Annotated in this window: 22 protein-coding genes; 16 read left to right on the forward strand and 6 right to left on the reverse strand. The window is 61.9% G+C overall.

Annotation, left to right across the window (positions count from 1 at the left end; genetic code table 11):
• The first annotated feature begins 2 nt into the window (after positions 1-2).
• Genes cmoB through CK910_RS20400 form a run of 4 tightly spaced genes read left to right on the forward strand, consistent with a single transcriptional unit; the run spans position 3 to position 4332 of the window.
• Positions 3-980 carry a tRNA 5-methoxyuridine(34)/uridine 5-oxyacetic acid(34) synthase CmoB gene (cmoB, locus tag CK910_RS20385; protein WP_098984512.1) on the forward strand — a complete coding sequence of 326 codons (978 nt, stop codon included), beginning with the start codon at positions 3-5 and terminating at the stop codon, positions 978-980.
• 52 nt (positions 981-1032) lie between these two features.
• The gene (locus CK910_RS20390; RefSeq protein WP_043141644.1) at positions 1033-1821 is read left to right on the forward strand and encodes an ATP-dependent zinc protease family protein; all 789 of its coding nucleotides are present in this window, start codon (positions 1033-1035) and stop codon (positions 1819-1821) included.
• Between the two features lie 3 nt (positions 1822-1824).
• A complete protein-coding gene (locus CK910_RS20395; protein WP_043141646.1) occupies positions 1825-3363 on the forward strand; it encodes an inactive transglutaminase family protein in 1539 nt (512 codons plus the stop codon).
• A gap of 3 nt (positions 3364-3366) precedes the next feature.
• A complete protein-coding gene (locus CK910_RS20400) occupies positions 3367-4332 on the forward strand; it encodes an alpha-L-glutamate ligase-like protein (RefSeq protein WP_043141648.1) in 966 nt (321 codons plus the stop codon).
• Between the two features lie 147 nt (positions 4333-4479).
• On the opposite strand, the gene CK910_RS20405 is transcribed toward CK910_RS20400, so the two are convergent.
• Positions 4480-5082: a peroxiredoxin C gene (locus CK910_RS20405; RefSeq protein WP_042872512.1), complete on the reverse strand. Its 603-nt coding sequence runs from the start codon at positions 5080-5082 to the stop codon at positions 4480-4482.
• A gap of 146 nt (positions 5083-5228) precedes the next feature.
• On the opposite strand from CK910_RS20405, the gene CK910_RS20410 reads away from it, so the two are divergent.
• Positions 5229-6137, forward strand: coding sequence for a hydrogen peroxide-inducible genes activator (locus CK910_RS20410; RefSeq protein ID WP_043141650.1), 909 nt, complete (start codon positions 5229-5231; stop codon positions 6135-6137).
• Between the two features lie 71 nt (positions 6138-6208).
• On the opposite strand, the gene ahh1 is transcribed toward CK910_RS20410, so the two are convergent.
• The gene (gene ahh1 / locus CK910_RS20415; protein ID WP_098984513.1) at positions 6209-8074 is read right to left on the reverse strand and encodes a hemolysin Ahh1; all 1866 of its coding nucleotides are present in this window, start codon (positions 8072-8074) and stop codon (positions 6209-6211) included.
• An 836-nt stretch (positions 8075-8910) separates the two neighbouring features.
• Between ahh1 and CK910_RS20420 the strand changes: the two genes are divergently transcribed.
• On the forward strand, positions 8911-9357 hold the full coding sequence (locus tag CK910_RS20420; protein ID WP_042872518.1) for a C40 family peptidase: 447 nt from the start codon (positions 8911-8913) through the stop codon (positions 9355-9357).
• Positions 9358-9422: 65 nt separating this feature from the next.
• Here the strand turns inward: CK910_RS20420 and CK910_RS20425 are convergent, their stop codons facing one another.
• Positions 9423-9716 (reverse strand): hypothetical protein, encoded by a 294-nt coding sequence (locus CK910_RS20425; RefSeq protein ID WP_098984514.1) that lies wholly within the window; start codon positions 9714-9716, stop codon positions 9423-9425.
• Between the two features lie 213 nt (positions 9717-9929).
• Between CK910_RS20425 and CK910_RS20430 the strand changes: the two genes are divergently transcribed.
• The 4 genes from CK910_RS20430 to CK910_RS20445 are packed head-to-tail and all read left to right on the forward strand — an operon-like array spanning position 9930 to position 13685.
• The gene (locus tag CK910_RS20430) at positions 9930-11363 is read left to right on the forward strand and encodes a coniferyl aldehyde dehydrogenase (RefSeq protein ID WP_043141034.1); all 1434 of its coding nucleotides are present in this window, start codon (positions 9930-9932) and stop codon (positions 11361-11363) included.
• Between the two features lie 18 nt (positions 11364-11381).
• A complete protein-coding gene (locus CK910_RS20435; protein ID WP_043141031.1) occupies positions 11382-11984 on the forward strand; it encodes a TetR/AcrR family transcriptional regulator in 603 nt (200 codons plus the stop codon).
• Positions 11965-12483, forward strand: coding sequence for an SCP2 sterol-binding domain-containing protein (locus CK910_RS20440; protein ID WP_098984515.1), 519 nt, complete (start codon positions 11965-11967; stop codon positions 12481-12483). Before CK910_RS20435 ends, CK910_RS20440 begins: the two co-directional genes overlap by 20 nt.
• 17 nt (positions 12484-12500) lie before the next feature.
• A complete protein-coding gene (locus CK910_RS20445; protein WP_098984516.1) occupies positions 12501-13685 on the forward strand; it encodes an iron-containing alcohol dehydrogenase in 1185 nt (394 codons plus the stop codon).
• 42 nt (positions 13686-13727) lie between these two features.
• Here CK910_RS20445 and CK910_RS20450 read toward each other — a convergent pair whose 3' ends face one another.
• Positions 13728-14003 carry a hypothetical protein gene (locus CK910_RS20450; RefSeq protein ID WP_098984517.1) on the reverse strand — a complete coding sequence of 92 codons (276 nt, stop codon included), beginning with the start codon at positions 14001-14003 and terminating at the stop codon, positions 13728-13730.
• Positions 14004-14159: 156 nt separating this feature from the next.
• On the reverse strand, positions 14160-15074 hold the full coding sequence (gene cysM, locus CK910_RS20455; protein WP_098984518.1) for a cysteine synthase CysM: 915 nt from the start codon (positions 15072-15074) through the stop codon (positions 14160-14162).
• 134 nt (positions 15075-15208) lie between these two features.
• Here cysM and CK910_RS20460 point away from each other — a divergent pair, with 134 nt between their 5' ends.
• From CK910_RS20460 to CK910_RS20485, 6 genes are all read left to right on the forward strand, one after another.
• Complete coding sequence (locus CK910_RS20460) at positions 15209-15466, forward strand: GNAT family N-acetyltransferase (protein ID WP_011705401.1); 258 nt, start codon at positions 15209-15211, stop codon at positions 15464-15466.
• On the forward strand, positions 15456-16049 hold the full coding sequence (locus CK910_RS20465) for a nucleotidyltransferase family protein (RefSeq protein WP_098984519.1): 594 nt from the start codon (positions 15456-15458) through the stop codon (positions 16047-16049). Before CK910_RS20460 ends, CK910_RS20465 begins: the two co-directional genes overlap by 11 nt.
• Positions 16050-16119: 70 nt before the next feature.
• Positions 16120-17943 (forward strand): SulP family inorganic anion transporter, encoded by a 1824-nt coding sequence (locus tag CK910_RS20470; protein WP_098984520.1) that lies wholly within the window; start codon positions 16120-16122, stop codon positions 17941-17943.
• Between the two features lie 134 nt (positions 17944-18077).
• The gene (locus tag CK910_RS20475) at positions 18078-19424 is read left to right on the forward strand and encodes an MATE family efflux transporter (protein ID WP_043141015.1); all 1347 of its coding nucleotides are present in this window, start codon (positions 18078-18080) and stop codon (positions 19422-19424) included.
• An 11-nt stretch (positions 19425-19435) separates the two neighbouring features.
• Positions 19436-20026, forward strand: a complete 591-nt coding sequence (locus tag CK910_RS20480; RefSeq protein ID WP_098984521.1) for a hypothetical protein — start codon at positions 19436-19438, stop codon at positions 20024-20026.
• Positions 20027-20312: 286 nt separating this feature from the next.
• Positions 20313-20528 carry a YdcH family protein gene (locus tag CK910_RS20485; protein ID WP_005313020.1) on the forward strand — a complete coding sequence of 72 codons (216 nt, stop codon included), beginning with the start codon at positions 20313-20315 and terminating at the stop codon, positions 20526-20528.
• A gap of 72 nt (positions 20529-20600) precedes the next feature.
• On the opposite strand, the gene CK910_RS20490 is transcribed toward CK910_RS20485, so the two are convergent.
• The gene (locus CK910_RS20490) at positions 20601-21728 is read right to left on the reverse strand and encodes a helix-turn-helix domain-containing protein (RefSeq protein ID WP_098984522.1); all 1128 of its coding nucleotides are present in this window, start codon (positions 21726-21728) and stop codon (positions 20601-20603) included.
• Positions 21729-21910 lie beyond the last annotated feature (182 nt).

Consider the following 21910-nt stretch of genomic DNA (forward strand, 5'->3'; position numbering starts at 1 on the left):
CCATGATCGACTTTGCCAATTTTTATCAACTGATCGCCAAAAACCGGCTGAGCCACTGGCTGCATACCCTGCCAGCCCAGTTGCACGCCTGGCAGCATGACAACCAGCACGGGGATCTGCCGCGCTGGAATCGTGCCCTCAACAAGCTGCCCACGGTCGCGCCCGGCTCCATAGAGCTGCAACATGGGGTCGAGATCGGCCATGCCGAGAGCCTGAGCGAGGGGGAGCGCAAGAAGGTCGAGAGCCTGCTGCGCCACTTCATGCCCTGGCGCAAGGGCCCGTTTACTGTACACGGCATCCACATCGACACCGAATGGCGCTCCGACTGGAAGTGGGATCGGGTAGTGCCCCATATCAGTCCGCTGGCCGGTCGCTATGTGCTGGATGTGGGCTGCGGCAGCGGCTATCACCTCTGGCGCATGGTGGGGGAAGGCGCCAAACTCGCGGTCGGCATAGACCCGAGCCCGCTGTTTCTCTGCCAGTTCGAGGCCATCCGCCACTTTCTCGGCGGCGACCAGCGCGCCCACCTGTTGCCGCTCGGCATTCAGGAGCTGCCGGCGCTGCGCGCCTTTGACACCGTCTTCTCCATGGGGGTGCTCTATCACCGCAAGTCCCCCATCGAGCACATAGAGCAGCTGCGCAACCAGCTCAAAGATGACGGCGAGCTGGTGCTGGAAACCCTGGTGATCGATGGCGGGGTCAACGACGTGCTGGTGCCCACCGACCGTTACGGCAAGATGCGCAACGTCTGGTTCATCCCCTCGAGCGCGGCCCTCAAGCTCTGGGTCGAGCGCTGCGGCTTCACCGACGTGCGGATAGTAGACGAGAATATGACCAGCACCGACGAACAGCGTCGTACCGACTGGATGATAAATGAATCCCTGAGCGATTACCTGGACCCTCAAGATCCAGCGCTCACGGTGGAAGGACACCCGGCGCCGAAACGTGCCGTACTGATTGCCAGAAAGGCCAAAGACTAGCCGATGGCGCCTGTGGAAGTTACACTGACCCAATTCCAGGAAGCACAGTTAAATGAATGACATGAAAAGCAAATTAAAAGGAATGACCCTGCTCTCCCTGCTCAGTCTCGGCGGGTGTGTCAGTATGGAGAAAGCGCCCCCGGTACCTACCTTGACGCTGGCCGAGCTTCGCACCGAGATCAATCTGAGCGAGCAACGTCTGCAAACATCCATGGAACAGCAACAGAAGCAGTACGTGCAGCAACAGCACCTGCTGGTTCAGCTCAACACTGATGTCAACAACATGAAAGAGTCCGTGAAAAAAGTCGACAGCAAGCTCGAATCCTTGCCGCCAGAGCCGCCCAAGCCCATGGCGATCCCGACCGAGAAGTGCCAGGCACCAAGCCAGGGCCACACGGTCGACGGCAAACTGCTGGTCGGTGAAGCCGAGTGGATCTGGGTAGACGCCGCCAATGACGCCTTCCAGGCGCGGGTCGATACCGGTGCCACCACCTCCTCCATCAGCGCCCAGGACATCACCATCTTCGAGCGCAACGGCAAAAACTGGGTGCGCTTCTTCCTGAGCCACCAGGAGATGGATGACAAGATCCAGATCGAAGCGCCGCTGGTGCGTCACGTGCGGGTGCGTCAGGCGTCCGCCGACGATCTCGACCGTCGTCCCGTGGTGCGTCTGGCTGTGCGGATCGGCGACATGACAGAAAAAGCTGAATTTACCCTGAAAGACCGCAGCGACATGACCTTCCCCGTGCTGCTGGGTCGCGAATTTTTGAAAGACATCGCCGTGGTTGATGTGGCCCGCGAATATATCCAACCAAAACCCAAGCTCAAGGATGTGAAATAATCCATGGTTTCCCGTAAGCCGTTCTATTTGCTGGTCGCCCTGCTGTACATTGTCGGCCTGGGGATGACGTTTTATCACCACATAGCGTTGGACGTGCCGCTGACGCCGGGTGAAAAACGCCAGATCTGGTCCATCGAGGCCAAGCTGGAATTTGAAGCCACCGGCGAGCCTGTGATCGCCTCCCTGGCCATTCCGGGCACCCAGCCCGGTTTCACCCTGATGAACGAGAACGCCGCGAGCCCGGGCTATGGCCTGTCGTTTGTCGAGAAAGATGGCGATGCCCGTGCCGAGTGGTCCATTCGCACCGCCTCCGGCCGGCAGGAACTCTACTATCGCGTCGACATGATGGCTGACGAGCACGCCAAACCGGCGGCGCTGGCCCAGCCCCCCGTCATCGAGAAGCAGATCGAGAGCGAGCCTTACGCCACCGCGATGAAGCAGATCTCCGAGCGGGCGCAGGAGCGCTCCGCCGACGGCTACACCCTGACCCGCGAGATCATCAAGGAGATCGAGAAGCAGGAGCAGAACGCCGAGCTGCTGAAGTCTCACAAGAGTCGCGCCAACCTGATCGCCGAGCTGCTGAGCAACGCTGACGTCCCGGCCCGGGTCGTCCATGCCCTGAGCCTGGAAGACGGCCGTCGTCGCCAGGAGCTGGTGGATTACCTGCAGGTGTTCAACAGCCCGACCGACTACAAGCTGTTCAACCCGCAAACCGGTGAACAGGGTCGCCCTGCCAACCTGCTGCTGTGGGAATACAACTCAGGCGCCCTGCTGGACGTGACCGGCGGCCACAACTCCAAGGTGACCTTCTCGATGATCGAGCAGGAGCAACCGGTGAACGTGGCGCTGGCGCAGAAGTTCGAAAAATCAGAGATGATGAACTTCTCCATCCACAGTCTGCCGCTGGAAGAGCAGGCGCTGTTCAAGGGCTTGCTGCTGATCCCCATCGGCGTGCTGATGGTGGTGTTCCTGCGGGTCATAGTCGGTATCAAGACCTCGGGCACCTTCATGCCTGTGCTGATCGCGGTCGCCTTCATCCAGACCTCCCTCATCACGGGTCTGATCGGCTTCCTGCTGATCGTCGGCACGGGTCTCATCATCCGTTCCTACCTGTCGCGGCTCAACTTGCTGCTGGTGGCCCGAATATCGGCGATCATCATCATGGTGATCTCGATGATCGGCATCTTCTCCGCGTTCGCCTTCAAGCTGGGGCTGACCGACGGCATGAAGATCACCTTCTTCCCGATGATCATCCTCTCCTGGACCATAGAGCGGATGTCCATTCTGTGGGAAGAAGAGGGTCCGAAAGAGGTCGTCCGTCAGGGCGGTGGTTCCCTGCTGGTGGCGGTCATCGCTTACCTGGCCATGGACAACGAGCTGATCCGTCACCTGACCTTCAACTTCCTCGGCCTGCAACTTGTGCTGATGGCGACCGTGCTGCTGCTGGGTAACTACACCGGCTACAAGCTGAGCGAGCTCAAGCGTTTCAAACCGCTGGTGAACGAGATCAAGTCTGGCGCCACCCCGGGTAAGGACAAGTAACAGATGTGGTTCTGGGAAAAATACACCAGTCCGTGGAGCCTGTCCCAGGCAGGCATCCTCGGCATGAACAAACGCAACCACTCCTACATCAGCCGCTACAACCCGCGCAGCCTCTACCCGCTGGTGGATGACAAGCTGCAGACCAAGCGCATCGCGCTGGATGCGGGGGTGACTGTGCCGGAATTGATCGGCACCATCCGCGAACAGCATGACGTGACCCGCATCACCCAGCTGGTCAAGGATTGGCCGGGTTTCTGCATCAAGCCGGCGCGCGGTTCGGGCGGCAAGGGGATCCTGGTGATCCTGCGCCAGGAAGAGGGTCTCTTCTACAAGCCAAACGGCAGCGCCAGCAATGGTCAGGATCTGGAGCGCCATGTCTCCAACATACTGGCCGGGCTCTACTCGCTGGGCGGCAAGCCCGACGTGGCGCTGGTGGAAGGCCTCATCAACTTCGATGACGTCTTCGATGGCTACTCGTTCGAAGGGGTGCCCGATGCCCGGGTGATCATCTTCAAGGGCTTCCCTGTGATGGCCATGATGCGCCTCTCCACCGCTGCCTCCGACGGCAAGGCGAACCTGCACCAGGGCGCCGTGGGCGTGGGCCTGTGCCTGCGCACCGGTCGGGCACTGCGGGCGGTGCAGTTTGGCAATCCGCTGCGTCATCACCCGGATACCGGCCTCGATCTGTACGAACTCAAGGTGCCCCACTGGGATACCCTGCTGACCCTGGCGGCCTCCTGCTACGAGATGTCCGGCCTCGGCTACATAGGCACAGACATGGTGCTGGACAAGTTCCGCGGCCCCATGCTGCTGGAGCTCAACGCCCGGCCGGGCCTCGCCATCCAGATCGCCAACGGTCGCGGCCTGGTGCCCAATCTCAAGACCATAGAGAAGCTGGGCCAGGTGAAGATGAACGTGGAGCAGCGGGTCAACTTCGCCAAGGATCACTTCGGTATCTTCGACGAATAGCCTGACGGCCTGACTAGCAAAAGCGCGCCTCTGGGCGCGCTTTTTTATGGCTGGCATTTGGCCGGGTGACGAGATCCGGCGCAAAAAAAGACATAAAAAAACCGATGCCTTGGCATCGGTTTTTCAGTATCCGGTACGCAGACCTTATTACAGGGAAGCGGCGTTCTCGGACAGATACTTGGCAACGCCATCCGGAGAGGCGGTCATGCCTTTTTTGCCTTTCTCCCACTGAGCCGGGCACACTTCGCCGTGCTCTTCGTGGAATTGCAGGGCGTCGACCATGCGCAGCATCTCGTCGATGTTGCGACCCAGCGGCAGATCGTTCACGACCTGGTGACGAACCACGCCGTGGCTGTCGATCAGGAAGGAGCCACGGAACGCCACACCGGCTTCCGGGTGCTCGACGTCATAGGCTTTGCAGATCTCGTGCTTGATGTCGGCAACCAGCGGGTACTTGACCGGGCCGATGCCGCCGTCTTCGATCTTGGTGTTGCGCCAGGCGTTGTGGGAGAACTCGGAGTCGATGGAGACACCGATCACTTCCACGCCACGCTTGTTGAACTCTTCCAGGCGGTGATCGAAGGCAATCAGCTCGGACGGGCAGACGAAGGTGAAATCGAGCGGATAGAAGAACAGGACGGCTGCCTTGCCTTTGATGTGGGATGCCAGGTTGAAGGTGTCAACGATCTGGCCATTGCCCAGAACGGCAGCAGCGGTGAAATCGGGTGCGGGACGGCCTACCAATACCATATTCAATTCCTCTTTATGTGAAGTGAACAATCCTGTCAGGATTGGGCTACCTAGAGCCAAGTCCGTCTAATTCAAGCGACAAACTATAGACCCGGTGGTAGATTAGTTAAATCAAATTAAATAGATAGCATTAATCGGGTTTTCCTATGCAACGTTGGCCCAGCCTGAAACAGCTGCAATATCTGGTCGCTCTCGACGAGCACAAGAACTTCAATCGCGCCGCCAAGGCCTGTCATGTCAGCCAGTCCACCCTGAGTACCGGGATCCAGACGCTGGAAGACATGATGAACCTGCAACTGGTGGAGCGGGACCACAAGAGCTTCATTATGACCCCGGTCGGCATGGAAATCGTCGAGCGGGCTCGCAATTTGCTCTCGGATGCCCGGGATCTGATGGAACTCGGCCAGCATCAGGGCGGTGTCATGCACGGTACTGTGCGGCTCGGCTGCATCCCCACCATAGCCCCCTTCCTGCTCAGCAAGCTGCTGCAGGTATGTGGCAAGGCCTATCCTGAGCTGGAATTGTTGCTGCGTGAAGACACTACCACCAACCTGCTCAAGCAGCTGGAGCAGGGTCAGCTCGACTTGCTGATCCTGGCGCTGCCGGTGGAGATCGGCGGCTTCCACTGCAAGATGGTCGGCCAGGACCCCTTCCACATGGTGATGCCCGCCAGCATGGCGGCCGGTCTGCACACCCCGTTCGACTACAAGGAGCTGCCCAATCAGAGCATCTTCCTGCTGGAGCGGGAGCACTGCCTCACCGAGCATGCGGTCAGCGCCTGCCGGTTGCGGGACAAAAGCAAGATCAACCCGTTCGCCGCCACCAGCCTGCACACCCTGGTACAGATGGTCGGCGCCGGGCTTGGCACCACCTTCCTGCCGCAGATGGCCATAGATGCCGGCATCCTCGACAACACGGATCTGGTGGCCATCCCCCTGCCGGGCGAGAAGCCGTACCGCGAGATAGGCCTGGTGTGGCGTCCCAGCACCACTCGGGTACAGACCTTCTACAAGCTGGCCGAGCTGCTCACCCCGCTGATCGAACCCAAGGCCTGAACTTAGACTGACCTCAATGAAAACGCCGGCAACTTGCCGGCGTTTTCATTGATCAAGACTCTGACACTAGATCAGCTGCCGGTCGGTGGCCCGAAGATCTGGGTGTAGGAGGTCAGGGTACGCAGGCTGACGTCACCAGGCTGGCCATTCTCGTCATAGAGCGCCAGCGCCCCGCTCTGCTTGTTGTGGCCCAGCAGCTGATGGGCGCTCAGGTTGCTGAGTGCATCACTCTCCGCTTTCCACTCCCAGCGTTGTCCCAGGCTCAGGCTGCAGCTCTGCAACTGGCCCAGGTTGTTGCCATCCAGGCAGTGACGGGTATCCAGCGCACTGACATAGCGGCCGTACTGGTCATAGATGAAGGACTGGGCGGCCGAGCTCTCGTCACAGGTCACGGCGCTCACGCCTTGCTGGGCATCGGCGCTCAGGCAACGGTTGTCAAAGCCGCCCAGCTGCAGGTTGACCGGGCGACCGCCGGTAAACACCGGGTGGTTCCAGTCCACCTTGAAGCTGGTGGAGGCGGTCACCCGTCTGCGCTTGTCGACATCCTCGAAGCCCTGGAAGGAGACATGGGCGCCCACCACGTAATAGTGCTTGTAGATGCCGGTGTAGATGGGGCGGATGTTGACCGAGGAGTCAATCTTGAACTCGGTGCTGCCCTGCTCGTTGGGCGCCGCCTTGTAGATGACGTCCAGATTCGGCACGAAGCCCTTGTAGCTCAGCGGCTGGATGCGATTGTGATCCACATCGTACCCCATGCCCCAGACGGTGGCCGTCTTGGACGAGAGCAGAGACTCCGCCGTCGCGTATTGATCCCGCACCCAGCTGAAACTCACCTTCTGGGCGCTGGGAGCCGAGCGTTCGACCCGATAGTCCTGGGTGTTGTAGGCGAGCTGGCGCTGCTGGCTGAACTTGGCCGAGGCCTCCAGCTTGGCCTTGGGCCCATCCTTGTTCACCTCGACCCCGCCGGTCACCCCCACCTCGAAGCCGGAGATCTCGCGATGCTCATACTTGCTGTTGAGGTTGGTGGGCAGGCTCTTGAGCACGGCCGCCTTGGCGTTGGAGGCTTCGATGGTGAAGCGGTAGTCCTGGGCGATGGCGTCGGTGGCATAGTCCCGCGCCCAGCCGTCGAGCAGGGTGTAGCCGGCAAAGTTCTCGCTCCAGGTGAGATCTTCGTTGAGCTGGATGCCGGCACCGGCCGACTCCTCATCCAGCGAGATCCGCACTATCTTGGCATCCGGCGTGGCGGAGCCCGTGTTGCCAAATTGCAGGGAGCGCTCCAGGTTCACCCGATAGACCAGCGAGATGTTCGGTGAGTCACAGAACAGCCGATCCCCCCGATCCCAGGTGCGCGAGCGCGGGAAGGTACACTCGGCATCGCTGATCTTGCGATTGACGTTGAGGTAGAAGGCCACGTGCGGCAAGCCGGCTTCGGCGGTGGCCGGCTGGGTCAGGGAGCGTTTGTGGCGTTTGCCCTGCCCCGTAAGACTCTCGACCCGCTCCATCACCTGATAGAAGGCCGGATCATCGACGCCCCCCAGCGGGGTAAACAGCAGCGCGCCCTTGTAAGCGGAGACCAGCACCCAGTCGGCATCGAACGAAATGCCGGCCAGCTGCTCCATGGCCTTTCTGGCCTGTTGCTGCTCGCCCTTGTCAGTGATGGCGCTGAAGTCGATGAAGACGCGCTCCCCCTGCCCCAGCACGCGCTCGCGCAGTTGATCAGGGGTCAGCCCCCTGGCGGCCTGCTGCTCATCCAGCCAGACGCCGGCATTGAGGTAGACAAGTCCCTGCTCCGATTGCAGGCTGGCCAGCATGGCGGTGCCCTGATCGGTACGCTCGCCTATGTCTTCGGCATGCACGCTGCCTGCCAGCAAGGCCAGCGCGAGCAGACTGAGAGTGGGAGCCTGAGTGATGAATTTGCGTGGTTTTTTGTTTTTCATTGTTAGCTCCTTGTCGAATCACACCAGACTATTTCCACCATGAGGCGGAACAGCATAGCCCTATTATTGATGGTTATATTTCGGTGTTATTCTGCTTGCTTGCCGCTCAATGCCAACCATTTTTCTCGCTGTGAATTAACAGCGTATTCATGGCGGGTATTTCATATGACAAAACAAGGACTGCGGTGCAGTCTAAGGTGGAAGATTCGGCGCTCGCCGATGCTATTACACGGTTATCGCGCTCTGATAGCGCTGCCCATTTTGGATGCGGGTGACACCTGTCTTTAGCCTCGCGTCCCTGTTCATCGGCCTGAACGATGAAGCGGAGCCTGATGCCTTGGGCATTCTGCCGCGAGGAAACACTCACTGCTATGGGCTCGATATCATGGGGTGGCCCTCCTCTGTCTGGTGATATTGTCAGCCAACGCCAGTCATTGACCGAATATTATTATGTGAACCAGTTGCGGGAATATACCCATATATATCTAACTTGCTGCCACCATATTGGTGACGGGGGTTGCCTGTCTAGCGGCCTGCTGTAATAGGGTTTCATCATAACGAATTAGCCTGAAATAATAACGTGACACAGATCACACGACGGCGTCAATAAAGTTAATGATAAAATCATTCAAACTTGAATAGAATAATTACGTTAATATTGAAATGCTCATTCAAGATAGCCGCCAAATATTATTCAAATGAATACAACCGATAATATGACGTCACTCGGCCCATGTCTTTTCCGGGCGCTCAGGCGCGGTTTATTGCCAACAAGGCTATGTTCGAGCCCCAAACCCCGTTTATGATGAGCGGGTCGTCGAGTCGAAGGAGCCCCCATGCATTGCAAGTTACTGCTGCCCCTGCTGGCCCTGTTGCTGGCTGCCTGTTCCAGCACGCCCGAACCGCCGCCGCCCCGTCAGAGCAGTGCCTTCGACGGCTTCTACCAGCAATGGCGCGGCGTGCCCTATCGCATGGGCGGTGCCAGCCGGGCCGGGCTCGACTGCTCCGCCTTCACCCAGCTTGCCTACCAGCAGGTGCTCGGCTTCAACCTGCCCAGAACCACTGAATCCCAGGCCAGCCTGGGCACGCCGGTCGATCGCTACCGCTTGCAGCACGGCGATCTGGTCTTCTTCAAGACCGGCTGGCAGCAGTACCACGTCGGTGTCTACACCGGGGCCGGGGAGTTCATCCACGCCTCCACCAGCAAGGGAGTGATCCGCTCGCGCCTCGACAATGTCTACTGGAACAGCCGCTACTGGCAGGCGCGTCGTCTGACGCAGTGAGCCCCGCTCACCATGAGAAATGAGAAAGGCCCGTGACGGGCCTTTCTCATTATCTGTTTGCCGACTCAGTGCTTGCGATGCCAGCGCGGCGAGGTGGCCTTCTCGCCCCAGGGGGTGACGCATGGCAACAAGGCCCCCTCGATCACCGCATCGCTGCTGGCCAGCGCCTCGGCAATCTTCTGATGCAGCACCCGCAGCAAGCGTCCCTCCTGCTCGGCCAGAGAGTGACCCGCGGCAAAGAACTCGCGCTGGTGTTGCAGCGCCAGCTTCTGGGCAAATTCATAGGTGTTGAAGCAATCCGGCATCCGCTCGACCACATCATCAAGCCGGGCCAACAAGCTGTTCAGTTCCCTGGTCATGTCGCTCACTCCTTGTAGGTTGATGGCCAAAAACCACCCCTAATTGGATAAGTCACCAACCACCAAATCTCGAAACTGTGGTGGGTCGCACAGTTCACAGGTGAGTCATCCGCGACCCTATGCTAAGCCAGATGGCAAAACTTTACAGCCGATTAACAAGCCGCTAGATTTAGACCGACCAATCAGTCGGTCAATTAACGCGCGAGGTATGCCATGGAAGCGGTTCAGTTGCAGGAGACCACCACAGACAAGCTGTCGCTACCGGGCAAACTGGCCCGGCTCAGGCAGGCCTGTCAGGCCAATCCCATGCCGGGTCTGAGCGAACGCAGAGCCCACCTGAGCCAGCTCAAGCGTGCCCTGCTGGCCCACAAGCAGCCGTTGTGTGACGCCCTGGCCCGGGATTATGGCCAGCGCAGCGATTACGACAGCCTGATCGCCGACATACTCCCCAGCGTCATGCAGATCAACTACACCCAGCGCCGGATCAAGCGCTGGATGCGCCCGCACCGCCGCCACACCGGGCTTCTGCTGGCCCCGGCCAGGGTCGAGGTGTTCTATCAACCGCTCGGGGTGGTCGGCATCATAGTGCCGTGGAACTTCCCCGTGATGCTGAGCCTGGGGCCCCTCATCAGCGCCATCGCCGCCGGCAACCGGGCCATGCTCAAACTCTCCGAATTCACCCCTCACACCAACGCCGTGCTGCGCACCTTGCTGGACCAGGTGTTCGATGAGGATGAGGTCACAGTGGTCGAGGGGGATGCCCAGGTGGCAGCCGCCTTCAGCGCCCTGCCGTTCGATCATTTGCTGTTTACCGGCTCGACCGCGGTGGGCAAGCTGGTGATGGCCGCCGCCGCCCCCCAGCTCACCCCGCTCACCCTGGAGCTCGGTGGCAAGAGTCCCTGCCTCATCGCCCCCGACATGCCCATAGCGCTCGCGGTGGAGCGGATGATCTTCGGCAAGAGCCTCAACGCCGGCCAGATCTGCGTGGCCCCCGACTATGTGCTGCTGCCACGAGGCCAGGAGCAGGCCTTCATCGAGGCCTACCGCAACCACTTCGCCCGCCTCTATCCCCAGGGGCTGGGGAGCCCGGATTACGGCTCCATCATCAACGGGCGCCAGTATGAGCGGCTCACCGGCTGGCTGGCCGAGGCCGAGCAGGCCGGTGCCCAGGTGCACCCCTGCGGCAGCCCGGCCCGGGACGACGTCGCCCACCGGCTGGTGCCCCACCTGCTGACCGACGTGCCCAACCACTGCCAGCTGATGCAGCAGGAGATCTTCGGCCCCCTGTTGCCGCTGGTGCCCTACGACAGCCTGGACGAGGCACTCGCCTACATAGCCGCCCGCCCGCGCCCCCTCGCCTTCTATCTGATGAGCCTGGATCCGGCTCTGCAGGCCAGAGTGACCCGGGAGACCCACTCAGGCGGCATGGCCATCAACGAGAGCCTGTTCCAGGTGGCGGCCGATGACGTGCCGTTTGGCGGCATCGGCGCCTCCGGCATGGGCCACTACCACGGTCACGAAGGCTTTCTCACCTTCTCCAAGGCGAAAACCGTGTTGAGCCGTGGCAGGTTCAGCACAGGCTCCCTGGTTCACCCCCCTTATCGGCGCTGGCACCAGCGGCTGATGATGGCGCTGTTTTTGCGCTGACGGGCGCCGGAGACCTGCATGCACAAACCCATGACAGACAAGCGCCGCCAGATCCTGGATGCCGCCCTCGCCCTGTGCGCCGAAGATGGGCTGCAAGGCGCCGCCACCGCCCGCATCGCCAAGGCGGCGGGGGTGGCCAACGGCACCCTGTTTCACCACTTCCCCAGCAAGGAGGTGCTGATCCAGTGCCTCTATCAGGATGTCAAACTGCGGCTCGGCGCGGCCATCACGGAGGCGGATGCCGCCCTGCCCCTGCGCGAGCAGGCCAGCCATTACTGGCAGCAGGCGATGCAGTGGATGCTGGCCCATCCCAACGAGCTCAAGTTCGTGCTGGGGTTCTTCCACTCCCCCCTGCTGGCGCGCCCCCTGCGCAGCCAGATCCTGAGCGATACCCTGCGCTTTCTGCCGCGCCTGCTGAGCCTGGGCCAGGCCAGCGGAGCCCTGATGCAAGCCCCGCCGGCCCTGATGCTGGAGGTGTGCCAGAGCCAGTTTCTGGCCTGCGCCTCCCTGTTTGTCGACCAACCTGAACTGGGACGGGACGCTCACTGGCAAGCCAGTGCCTTCGCCCTGTTCTGGTCCGCCATCTCGGGAGTGAACCCTCATGCAAAACCGGACGCTTGAATCCCTGGCGGCCCTTGGCCGCCGTCTCTGGATAGCCACCCTACTCTGGGTCATAGGGCGCACCCTGTGCCGCGCCGCCCGGGTCGATGAGGCGGTGCGACAAGAACTCGCCCCCCTGCCCGACGGCCTCACCATACGGCTGGAGGTGGCGGGCCTCAGCCAGGCGCTGATCATCCACAAGGCGGCAGGCCGCTGGCAGTGCGGTGCACCGACCCATACCAGCGGCGATCTGCACCCGTTGCGAGTGCGTTTCAAGCATCCGGGCATCGCATTTCGCGCCCTCAGCTTTCGGCTCGGGGTCAATCAGGCATTCAGCGAAAACCGCTTGCTGGTGGAGGGGGATCTCACCGTCGCCATGCACCTGGTACGGGCGCTGGAACAGCTGCAGGCCCTGATCCTGCCCGCCTTCATCGCGCGGCCACTGCTGCGCCACTATTCTGACCCGCGCCGCAAGCTGGCGCGTGCCTGCCACATCTACCTGGGTCTGTTGACCGGCTGAACAAGAGGATGAGCACCATGAGTCGCTATTACGATTTTTTCTGCCCGGTCAAGCTGATGGCGGGCGAACAGGCACTGGAGCAGCTCGCGGGCGAGCTGGCCGGATTGGGCGCGCGCCGCCCGCTGCTGCTCACCGACAAGGGGGTCAGCGGCACCGGACTCGCCACCCTGCTGGCCAATGTACTGGCCGAGGGGGAGCTGCCGGTCGCCGACATCTGGGACGAGATCCCGGCCGACTCCTCCACCGCCGTGGTGGAGCGGATCGCGGCCCGCTATCGGGAGCTCAAATGCGACAGCCTGGTGGCGCTTGGCGGCGGCTCCGTCATCGACACCGCCAAGGCGGTCAACATCCTCGCCTCCATGGGAGGGACGCGGCTGCTGGATTATGCCGGCGCAGGCTGTCTGACCAGACCCCTGCAGCCGCTGGCTGTGGTGCCCACCACGGCGGGCACGGGATCCGAGGTGACGCTGGTGGCGGTGATCAAGGATGAGGCGAGCGGGCGCAAGGTGCCCTTCACCTCCCCCTTCCTGCTGCCCCAGCTGGCGGTGCTGGATCCGCGCCTCACCCAGGGCTTGCCCCTCAACATCACGGCCGCCACCGCCATGGATGCCATGACCCACGCCATCGAGGCCTTCATCGGCAACGCCAAGAACCCGGTCAGCGACGCCCTGGCCCTGATGGCGGTGGAGAAGATCGCCAGTGCCCTGCCCCAGGTGCTGAACAACCCGCAGGACAAGCGCCTGCGGCTGCAACTGGCGGAAGGATCCACCCTGGCGGGCATGGCGTTTTCCAACTCCATGGTGGGGCTGGTGCACGCCCTCGGCCACAGCCTGGGGGCCCGCTGTCACCTGCCCCACGGTCTGTGCATGAACCTCTTCCTGCCGACCGTGCTCGACTACAACCGGCCGGGCATAGATGAGGAGCTGGCTCGCCTGCTGCTGCCCCTGGTCGGCGCCGAGCACTTCGCGGCGACCCCGGTCGCAGAGCGGGCACAGGCCAGCATCCAGGCCCTGTGCGCCCTGCGCGATACCCTGTGGCAGGCGGTGAAGCTGCCGCGCACCCTGCGCGAGGCCGGCGTCACCGACAAGGCCCTGCTGCCCGAGATCCGGGATCTCGCCATCAACGACGGCGCCCTGCTCTACAACCGCAAGGATGCCGACCGGACCCAGCTGCTCGGCCTGCTGGAGCTGGCCTGGGAATAGGAATAGCCCGGTTAGCTAGGCCCCGCATGGCGGGGCCGCTTGCTACCAGCTGATGGTGGCACCGGCGCCATAGTTGTCCCTTCCCTCCGGCGTCTTCTCGCGCCAGATGGACTCCTTGTTGCGACGAATGGCCTCTTCCCGCTCCTGGTTGCGCTCCCAGACGGGTTTCATCTCGTCCAGCGGCCGCTCATGTTTCTCCCCCTTGTGATCGATGACGGCGCAGTGCTTGTCGCCGCACTGGTAGGCATAGGGTTCGACGGTGCAGCCCGCCAGGGCCAGGCCAATGAGAGAAACACTCAGGGAGTAAGGCAAGATCATGTGACGCTCCTGTTTGCATCGGTGACGAGAGGGCGCCGAGTGTCAAACAGGAGACAAAGGGATTCAACCTTGCGAAAGCTGTTGATTGTTACAAAGGGTACATAGAGCTGTTTGTCAGCAACTTACTGATAACTATCATGTTACTGACCAACGCACTCAGGTAGGCTCTGCCGGAACCGGCGTAAAGACCCCGGTGGAGAGGTAACGATCCCCCCGATCACAGATGATGACCACCACCACCCCCTGCTTGATCTCTGCCGCCACCCGCAGGGCACCGGCCACGGCGCCACCGGAGCTGACCCCGCAGCAGATCCCCTCCTCCCGCGCCAGCCGGCGCATCATGAGCAGCGCCTCCTGCTGGGTCACGTCCAGCACCCGATCGACCCTTTGTGGCTCGAAAATGGCGGGCAGGTAGGCCGCGGACCAGCGGCGAATGCCAGGGATCTGGCTCCCCTCTGCCGGTTGCAGACCTATCACCTGCACCGCCGGGTTCTGCTCCTTCAGATAACGGGAGACCCCCATTATGGTGCCAGTGGTGCCCATGGCCGAGACGAAGTGAGTGACCGCCCCCTCGCTCTGGCGCCAGATCTCGGGGCCGGTCGATTGATAGTGGGCATCCGGGTTGGCCGGGTTGTTGAACTGATCGAGCACCAGTCCCTCCCCGCGTACCTCCATGGCCAGCGCCAGATCCCGCGCCTCTTCCATGCCGTTCTCCACCAGCACCAGCTCGGCGCCATAGGCCTGCATGGCATCGCGCCGCTCCTGGCTCATGGTGCGCGGCATGATGAGCCGCATCCGGTAGCCCCGCGCCGCCGCCACCATGGCCAGTGCTATGCCGGTGTTGCCGGAGGTGGCCTCGATGAGCCGGGCTCCCGGCAGCAAGCGACCGCTCGCTTCGGCGCTCTTGATGAGGTTCAGCGCCGGCCTGTCCTTGACCGAACCGGCGGGATTGTTGCCCTCCAGCTTCACCAGCAGGGTGACCTCTGGCCAGGGATTGATGCGGCGCAGCGCCAGCAGGGGTGTATTGCCAATCAGATCTTCCAGCGTGGCGAAGGCCATAATGGGATCCATCCTCTGTTAACTGTTCTATACCTTGGCTAGCGGGTATGCACCCGGTCGGGCTCGCAGTGTAAGCGAGCCCGTGCAGTTGGCAAAGGGCTGCCAACGTGGTCAGATAACCCCATTCCCCGTACCGAGGAGCAAGCATGAGCGAGATCATTCATCAGGCCAACCAGCAACAATTCATCTGCGTGGTGGACGGCAAGGAGTCCAGGCTGCGTTACCGGCGGCTCGATGCCAAGACCATAGACGCCTACAGCACCTTCGTCCCGCCGGAGCTCAGGGTACAAGGCATCGCCGATCAGCTGGCACGCACCTTCTACAGCTGGACCCAGGCGGAGGGGCTCACCATAGTGCCCAGCTGCAGCTACATAGACGTCTGGCTGCGCCGCAATGCAGGTTGACGCACAGACGCGTCAGAGTACGCAAGAGGCGCGCCTGCAAGCGCAGACCGAAATCCTGCTGCGGGCCGATGGCCAGCGCATGGCCTGCCTGCAGGCAGTGCGCGAGCTGGCGCTGCCCGACTGGGCGCTGGGGGCCGGCTTTATCCGCAACCTCATCTGGGATCATCTGCACTGTAAATCAGTCCCTACCCCGCTCAACGATATCGATCTCATCTATCTGGATCTCGCTGATCCGCAAGGGCTGAGCGAAGCAGATCACGAGGCCTGGCTGGCCGCCAGGGTGCCTGGCCAGCGCTGGGAAGTGCGCAATCAGGCCCGCATGCACCAGCGCCAGCGGGTTCCCCCCTTTGTCAGCAGTCTGGAGGCCCTCAGTCACTGGGTGGAAGTGCCCACCTGCATCGGGGTCAGGTTGCGGCCAGACGGCGAGTTCGAGTGGCTGACCCCCTACGGCTTTGCCCCCAACTGGTCCCTGCAGGTGGATCCCAACCCGCGCTGCCGGCAGGAGAGCCGGGTTTTTACCGAGCGGGTCAAGGCCAAGGAGTGGCAACGGCTGTGGCCTGACCTGGTGGTGAACTGGCCATAACCTGATTGCAATGTTTCGGCAACCTTGGGCACACTAGGGAAAAGCTGTTTGTAACTCAATGGGTTAAATAATGCGCGACTTCTTCTCACTCGAACGCTGGCTACCGGGCCTCGCCGCCCTGCTGCAATACCAGCGGGCCTGGCTGATGCCGGATGTGCGCGCTGGACTGTCGGTGGCGGCCGTGGCGCTGCCCGTAGCCATCGCCTATGCCGAACTCGCCGGCGTGGGGCCCCTGGTCGGCCTCTATTCCTGCATACTGCCCATGCTGGTGTACGCCCTGTTTGGCACCTCCCGCCAGCTGATCGTCGGCCCGGACGCCGCTACCTGCGCGGTGATAGCCGCCGTGGTTACCCCGCTCGCCGCCGGTGATGCCACCCGCCACTGGCAGCTGGTGATGACAATGACCGCCATGACCGGCTTCTGGTGCCTCATCGCCAGCCGCTTCAAGCTGGGGGTGCTGGCCGACTTTCTCTCCCGCCCCATACTGATGGGGCTGCTCAACGGCGTGGCCATCACCATAATGGTGGGTCAGCTCTCCAAGATCTTCGGCTTCACCTTCAGCGAGCGCTACCTCATAGAGCGGATCGCGGGCGGTGCCAACTACATTACCCAGACCCATCTGCCGACCCTGGCCATGAGCCTGACCGCCTTGCTCACCCTGCTGCTGGCCAAGCGCTACAAGCCGGCCTGGCCATCCTCCATGGTGGCCATGGTGGTGACGGCGGCCCTGGTATGGGGACTGGATCTCGGCCAGTTCGGCATCGCCACCCTGGGGGCCATCGGCTCGGGTATGCCCGTCTTCCAGTTGCCGGAATTTCCCCCAGGTCTGATGCGCGAGCTGGTGCTGCCGGCGCTCAACCTCGCCATGGTGAGCTTCGTCTCCATGATGCTCACCGCCCGCAGCTTCGCCGCCAAGAACGGCTATGAAATCGATGCGGACAAGGAGTTCCGGGCCCTCGGCATGGCCAACCTGGCGGCGGCCGCCTCCCAGGGTTTTGCCATCAGCGGGGCGGATTCGCGCACCGCGGTCAACGATGCCAACGGCGGCAAGAGCCAGCTGGTCTCCATCATAGCCGCCGCCGCCATCGCTCTGGTCACCTTCTACCTGACGGCGCCGCTGCAATACATACCCACGGCCGCCCTCGGCGTGGTACTGGTGATGGCGTCATTGTCGCTGACCGATTTTCGCGGCCTGTGGGCGCTGCGCCACTCGGATCGGGCCGCCTTCTGGCTGGCGCTCATCACCTTCATCAGCGTGCTGGCCATGGGGGTCATTCCGGGGATCACCCTCGCCGTGCTGCTGGGGCTGTTCCAGTTCCTGCGCAACGTGATGCGCCCCACCGACCAGTTGCTCGGCATGGATGACGAGGGGGTGGTGCGTACCCTGGGGGACAACGAGCAGGCCAAGGCCATTCCCGGCATCCTGGTCTATCGCTTCAACTCGCCGCTCACCTACTTCAACGCCCCCTACTTCAAGCGGCGGGTGCTGGCGCTGCTGGTGCAGGATCCCCACAACCCCAAATGCCTGGTGGTGGATGCGGTGGCCTGTTTCACCCATCAGGACATCAGCGTGATGAGCATGGTGGGGGAGCTGCACAAGGATCTGAAACGGCGCGGCATCCACATGGTGATGGCCGGTCGCCACGGCCAGATGAGCCAGTGGCTCAAGCAGGCGGGGATCCGGGTGGGCGACGAGGGGGTCATCCTCTGCCCCGATATGTATCAGGCGCTGCGCATGACCCGCTGCTACCGGGAGCCCGTGTTCAAGGATGACACAGTGGTGGAGAGCACCACGGACGCCATCCTCTCCCACTGGCCCCAGGATGATGCGCTGCCGGACTCGGCGCGGCTCACGCTCCCCTCTGAGCAGGAGGCAGGCGCCACCCCGGCCTGATCGGGCGCCGGACTCTCCCCGGGAGGGTCTGGCGCACTCTCCGCTCAGGGCAGGATTGCACCCTGCGGACTCTTGGTGTTAAATGCCCGTCCAGATGGCGCTGACGAGGGCCATCCCCAGTATTTGGACACCCCATGCAAACTCAATCCCACGCGGGCCCGGGCACTCTCTTCTCCCTGACCTGGCCGCTGTTTATCGATCTCGCCCTGCACTTTCTGACCGGGGCCCTCAACACCTTCATGGTGGGCCACGTCTCCTATCAGGGCGTGGCGGCACTGGCGGTCGGCAACCAGGTGTTCGATCTGGCCATCACCTTGTTCAGCTTCGTCAGCATAGGCACCAGCGTGGTGATCACCCAGTATCTGGGGGCCGGCGATCGGGAGAAGGCGCGCATCGTCATCCACACCGCCATCGGCTTCAACCTGCTGGTGGGGCTGGTGGCCGCGGTCGGCGTGCTCGCCGGCGCCAGCACCATGCTCTCCCTGATGAACCTGCCCGCTCATCTGATGGGCGATGCCACCCTTTATCTGCAGATCATCGGCCTGTGCCTGCTGCCGGAGGCGGCGGCGCTCTGCCTGGCCGCCACCCTGCGTGCCCACGGCCATACCCGTCAGGCCATGTACGTGACCCTGACCGTCAACCTCATCACCTTCGTCGGCAACCTGCTGCTGCTCTACGGCTGGTTCGGTCTGCCCCAGCTGGGGGTGGCCGGGGTCGCCATCAGTACGGTGGCGGGTCGCATCGTCGGCGTTGTGTTGCTGGTGTGGCTGGTGGCGCGCAAGACAGGTATCAAGTTGCGTTTGCCCGAGATAGTCCGCCCCAGCAAGGTCATGCTGGACAAGGTGCTGCACATAGGCCTGCCGGCGGCGGGGGAGAACCTCTCCTGGATGCTGCAGTTCATGGTGGTCACCGCCTTCGTCGGCCTGCTCGGCGACAAGGCGCTGGCGACCCAGTCCTACTTCTTCCAGATCTGCCTGTTCATCCTGCTGTTCGGCCTCTCCATCGGCCTTGGCAACGAGATCATCATCGGCCATCTGGCGGGGGCCCGCCGCTTCGAACAGGCCTACAACCAGCTGATGAAGAGCCTCAAGCTCGGCCTCATCGTCACGACCCTGATCGCCATCGCCGCCGCCCTCAATGGCCGCGCCATCATCAGTTTGTTCACCGACGATCCGGACATCATCACCCAGGTGGCCCAGCTGTTTCTCATCAGCCTCATCCTCGAACCCGGCCGCACCTTCAACCTGGTGGTGATCAACGCCCTGCGTGCCACCGGGGATGCCCGTTTCCCGCTCTACATGGCGCTCGTCTCCATGTGGGGGATTGCCGTTCCGCTCGCCTATTTCCTTGGTATCATGCAGGGTTATGGACTGGTCGGCATCTGGTTGGCGCTCGCCTGCGATGAGTGGGTGCGCGGTCTGGCCATGTTCTGGCGCTGGCGCAGTCGTCGCTGGCAAAACAAAATTCTTGTTGAAACATAAGCGGAATCACAATGAAGAAAATCGGACTCTTGTTGGCTGCCATCCTGCTCAGCCCGCTGGCCATGGCGCAAACCGCGCCCGCGGCTCCCAAGGCGCAAGCCGCCAAAACCTGGTATGTGGCACCCATCGCCATCGACGAGACAAGCGAGACCCAGACGGCGCTGACCAAAGATTTTACAGCCCAGATGATCAAGACCATCAAGATCAACGAATACCAGACCGGCAAAGCACTCGGCAAGACCCAGGATCCCAAGTGGCTGATCCGCACCAAGTTGATGCCCGCCAGCACGGAGCCGCTGGTCGGCAAGAAGCACCCGCAGGGTCTCACCTACGGCAAGGGCATCCCCACCCAGGAGATAGTCGGCGAGCTCATCATGAACGGCACTCTCGTCGCCCATGTGGGCCAGGGCTGGCGTGAACCCATAGTCCCGGGCACCCCGGTGGCCGAGAAGATCACCATAGCCAACTACCAGTACGCCATCGGCAACGAGGCCAAGGCGCCGGATCTGGAAGAGCTGGCGGCGCAGATAGGCTTCGAAGTGGGCAAGGTGATTGCCAGAGACGGCAAGCCGCTGCCCGAGAAGAAAAAGAAAAAAGAGTAAACGCCACACCTGTTCTCAAGAAGGGGCCCCTGGCCCCTTTTTGCTGCCCGCTTGCCAGCCCGCCACCGTCATCAAACCGTCACAACTGTGATCGCGATTCCAGTTTGAAGCTCAGTTTCTTACTTACAAATGGCTTATCAGCTTGTGATTCAAGCAGTTAAAAATCATCCCCCAGATGCAGCAAATCATTGGTCCCGAATTCGATCGGGATCACATTTATCTGTGGGGGGAAGGGGTACTTTGGTTTTGAAGGCACAATCAAACGAAACCAAGGAGGCTTCATTACATGTTCCCAGAGTACAGAGATCTCATCTCGAAACTGAAGAGCAGTGATGTCCATTTCCAGAAGAAGTTTGACTTGCACAACGACCTGGATGCGGAGATTAGAAAGTTGGAAAAGCATCACGCCAGCGACTACAGCTCCGAGGTGAAGGATCTGAAAAAACAGAAACTTAAACTGAAAGAGGAGATATACGACATCCTCAAACAACATCCACACTAGACGCCTCGACGAATACCCGGATAAGCAACTTATCCCTCCAGCCCGGCTCAAGCCGGGCTTTTTATCGTCTCGTCACGGGGAAGCCGTCCGAAACGCTGGCAGGCCCTGACGGCGAAATTCGCTCGGGGTCTGCCCCGTATGGCGGCGAAAGGCGGTGTTGAAGGTGGACTTGCTGTTGAAACCGGCCCGGTAGCAGATGCTGGCCACCGTCTCGTCTCCCGCCTGCAGCAGCCGTTTGGCCTCCTCCACCCGATAACGGTTTAGCCAGTCGTAGAAGTTGCCCCCCGAGCAGGCGTTGATGGCGGTGGAGGCCTGATGGGTACTCAGGCCGCACTCGCCAGCCAGCTTGCCGAGGGAGAGCCCGGGATCCCGATAGGCCCCCTCCTTCAGCCGCCGCTCCAGCTCGTCAAACAGCGGCTGCTGGCTCGCGTCCAGTGCCGGGCTCATGATGCAGGCCTGACCCTCACTCCCGCCGGGTTGCGTGATCTCTGCCGAGGCCGCCTGTTGCGGCAGGCGGGCATGGGCCAGTACCTGCAACAGCAGATAGGCGGTGACGGGGGCCTGCAGATAGACGGTGGAGAGCGGCCAGCCGAGCCAGCTCAGGGCGATCCGCCCCAGCAGCAACAAGGCCACCAACAGTTGCAGTCCCTGCAACTGGCTCACCCAGGCCCGCAGCGCCGGCTTGCGGCTGACGACCCCAAGCCGCTGCTGCCGCCACCAGTAGATCAGCCCCAGCAGGGCCATGATGGCCAGATAACGATTGCCGTAGAGGGTGATGCCGGGCCACAACCCATCCCCCTGCTTGCCGAGCAGGATCCAGCGCACCTTCTCGGCGCCAGGCAGCAACCAGTAAGGCAGCGCCAGCACGGCCACCAGCAACAGCGGCAGACTGTGCACCATGCGGTCACGCCAGCGGCCGAGTACAGGCTCCCCCTGCAGGGCCCGGATATAGCCATAGAGGCAGAACGGCAGCATCACCACCAGGGGATCCGCCAGTTTGAGCAGATGAGGCCAGCGTTCGAACAACTGCTGCTGATGGTAGAGATACTCCAGCGCCTGCACGCTGCTCAGGGCGAGCAGGGCCAGCAGATAACCGGAGGCTGAGTCCCAGCGTCCCCGCCACTGCCAGCCGAGCGCCGCCAGCAACAACATGCCCGCCAGGCTCAGACTGAGCAAGGCCGCCACTTCTTCCCACTGCATATGCTTGCTCCCCCAGGTACGGCTCCATCGAGACGGACCTGTTTATCCTTGTTTTTATTCTGTTTTTGGAACTATGACCGGTTCCATCCAGCGGAGCGACAGCCAGCTCGCCCTGCTCTTAAATACCCTCTCCTGCGGGCAAAAAGCAACAGAACCATAACAAGCACGGACAACAGAAGGAA

Origin of the sequence: Aeromonas sp. CA23 (genome assembly GCF_002587065.1) — a bacterium.
GTDB lineage: Bacteria > Pseudomonadota > Gammaproteobacteria > Enterobacterales > Aeromonadaceae > Aeromonas > Aeromonas bestiarum.

What these genes read in the sequence shown, in the direction of transcription:
- CK910_RS20480 (WP_098984521.1), top strand. Translation starts at nt 19,436, where the DNA reads ATGAAGAAAATCGGACTCTTGTTGGCTGCCATCCTGCTCAGCCCGCTG.
- CK910_RS20400 (WP_043141648.1), top strand. Translation starts at nt 3,367, where the DNA reads ATGTGGTTCTGGGAAAAATACACCAGTCCGTGGAGCCTGTCCCAGGCA.
- CK910_RS20390 (WP_043141644.1), top strand. Translation starts at nt 1,033, where the DNA reads ATGAATGACATGAAAAGCAAATTAAAAGGAATGACCCTGCTCTCCCTG.
- CK910_RS20405 (WP_042872512.1), bottom strand. Translation starts at nt 5,082, where the DNA reads ATGGTATTGGTAGGCCGTCCCGCACCCGATTTCACCGCTGCTGCCGTT.
- cysM (WP_098984518.1), bottom strand. Translation starts at nt 15,074, where the DNA reads ATGGATCCCATTATGGCCTTCGCCACGCTGGAAGATCTGATTGGCAAT.
- CK910_RS20420 (WP_042872518.1), top strand. Translation starts at nt 8,911, where the DNA reads ATGCATTGCAAGTTACTGCTGCCCCTGCTGGCCCTGTTGCTGGCTGCC.
- CK910_RS20425 (WP_098984514.1), bottom strand. Translation starts at nt 9,716, where the DNA reads ATGACCAGGGAACTGAACAGCTTGTTGGCCCGGCTTGATGATGTGGTC.
- CK910_RS20430 (WP_043141034.1), top strand. Translation starts at nt 9,930, where the DNA reads ATGGAAGCGGTTCAGTTGCAGGAGACCACCACAGACAAGCTGTCGCTA.
- CK910_RS20445 (WP_098984516.1), top strand. Translation starts at nt 12,501, where the DNA reads ATGAGTCGCTATTACGATTTTTTCTGCCCGGTCAAGCTGATGGCGGGC.
- cmoB (WP_098984512.1), top strand. Translation starts at nt 3, where the DNA reads ATGATCGACTTTGCCAATTTTTATCAACTGATCGCCAAAAACCGGCTG.
- CK910_RS20460 (WP_011705401.1), top strand. Translation starts at nt 15,209, where the DNA reads ATGAGCGAGATCATTCATCAGGCCAACCAGCAACAATTCATCTGCGTG.
- CK910_RS20470 (WP_098984520.1), top strand. Translation starts at nt 16,120, where the DNA reads ATGCGCGACTTCTTCTCACTCGAACGCTGGCTACCGGGCCTCGCCGCC.
- CK910_RS20435 (WP_043141031.1), top strand. Translation starts at nt 11,382, where the DNA reads ATGCACAAACCCATGACAGACAAGCGCCGCCAGATCCTGGATGCCGCC.
- CK910_RS20450 (WP_098984517.1), bottom strand. Translation starts at nt 14,003, where the DNA reads ATGATCTTGCCTTACTCCCTGAGTGTTTCTCTCATTGGCCTGGCCCTG.
- CK910_RS20410 (WP_043141650.1), top strand. Translation starts at nt 5,229, where the DNA reads ATGCAACGTTGGCCCAGCCTGAAACAGCTGCAATATCTGGTCGCTCTC.
- CK910_RS20485 (WP_005313020.1), top strand. Translation starts at nt 20,313, where the DNA reads ATGTTCCCAGAGTACAGAGATCTCATCTCGAAACTGAAGAGCAGTGAT.
- CK910_RS20475 (WP_043141015.1), top strand. Translation starts at nt 18,078, where the DNA reads ATGCAAACTCAATCCCACGCGGGCCCGGGCACTCTCTTCTCCCTGACC.
- ahh1 (WP_098984513.1), bottom strand. Translation starts at nt 8,074, where the DNA reads ATGAAAAACAAAAAACCACGCAAATTCATCACTCAGGCTCCCACTCTC.
- CK910_RS20465 (WP_098984519.1), top strand. Translation starts at nt 15,456, where the DNA reads ATGCAGGTTGACGCACAGACGCGTCAGAGTACGCAAGAGGCGCGCCTG.
- CK910_RS20490 (WP_098984522.1), bottom strand. Translation starts at nt 21,728, where the DNA reads ATGCAGTGGGAAGAAGTGGCGGCCTTGCTCAGTCTGAGCCTGGCGGGC.
- CK910_RS20440 (WP_098984515.1), top strand. Translation starts at nt 11,965, where the DNA reads ATGCAAAACCGGACGCTTGAATCCCTGGCGGCCCTTGGCCGCCGTCTC.
- CK910_RS20395 (WP_043141646.1), top strand. Translation starts at nt 1,825, where the DNA reads ATGGTTTCCCGTAAGCCGTTCTATTTGCTGGTCGCCCTGCTGTACATT.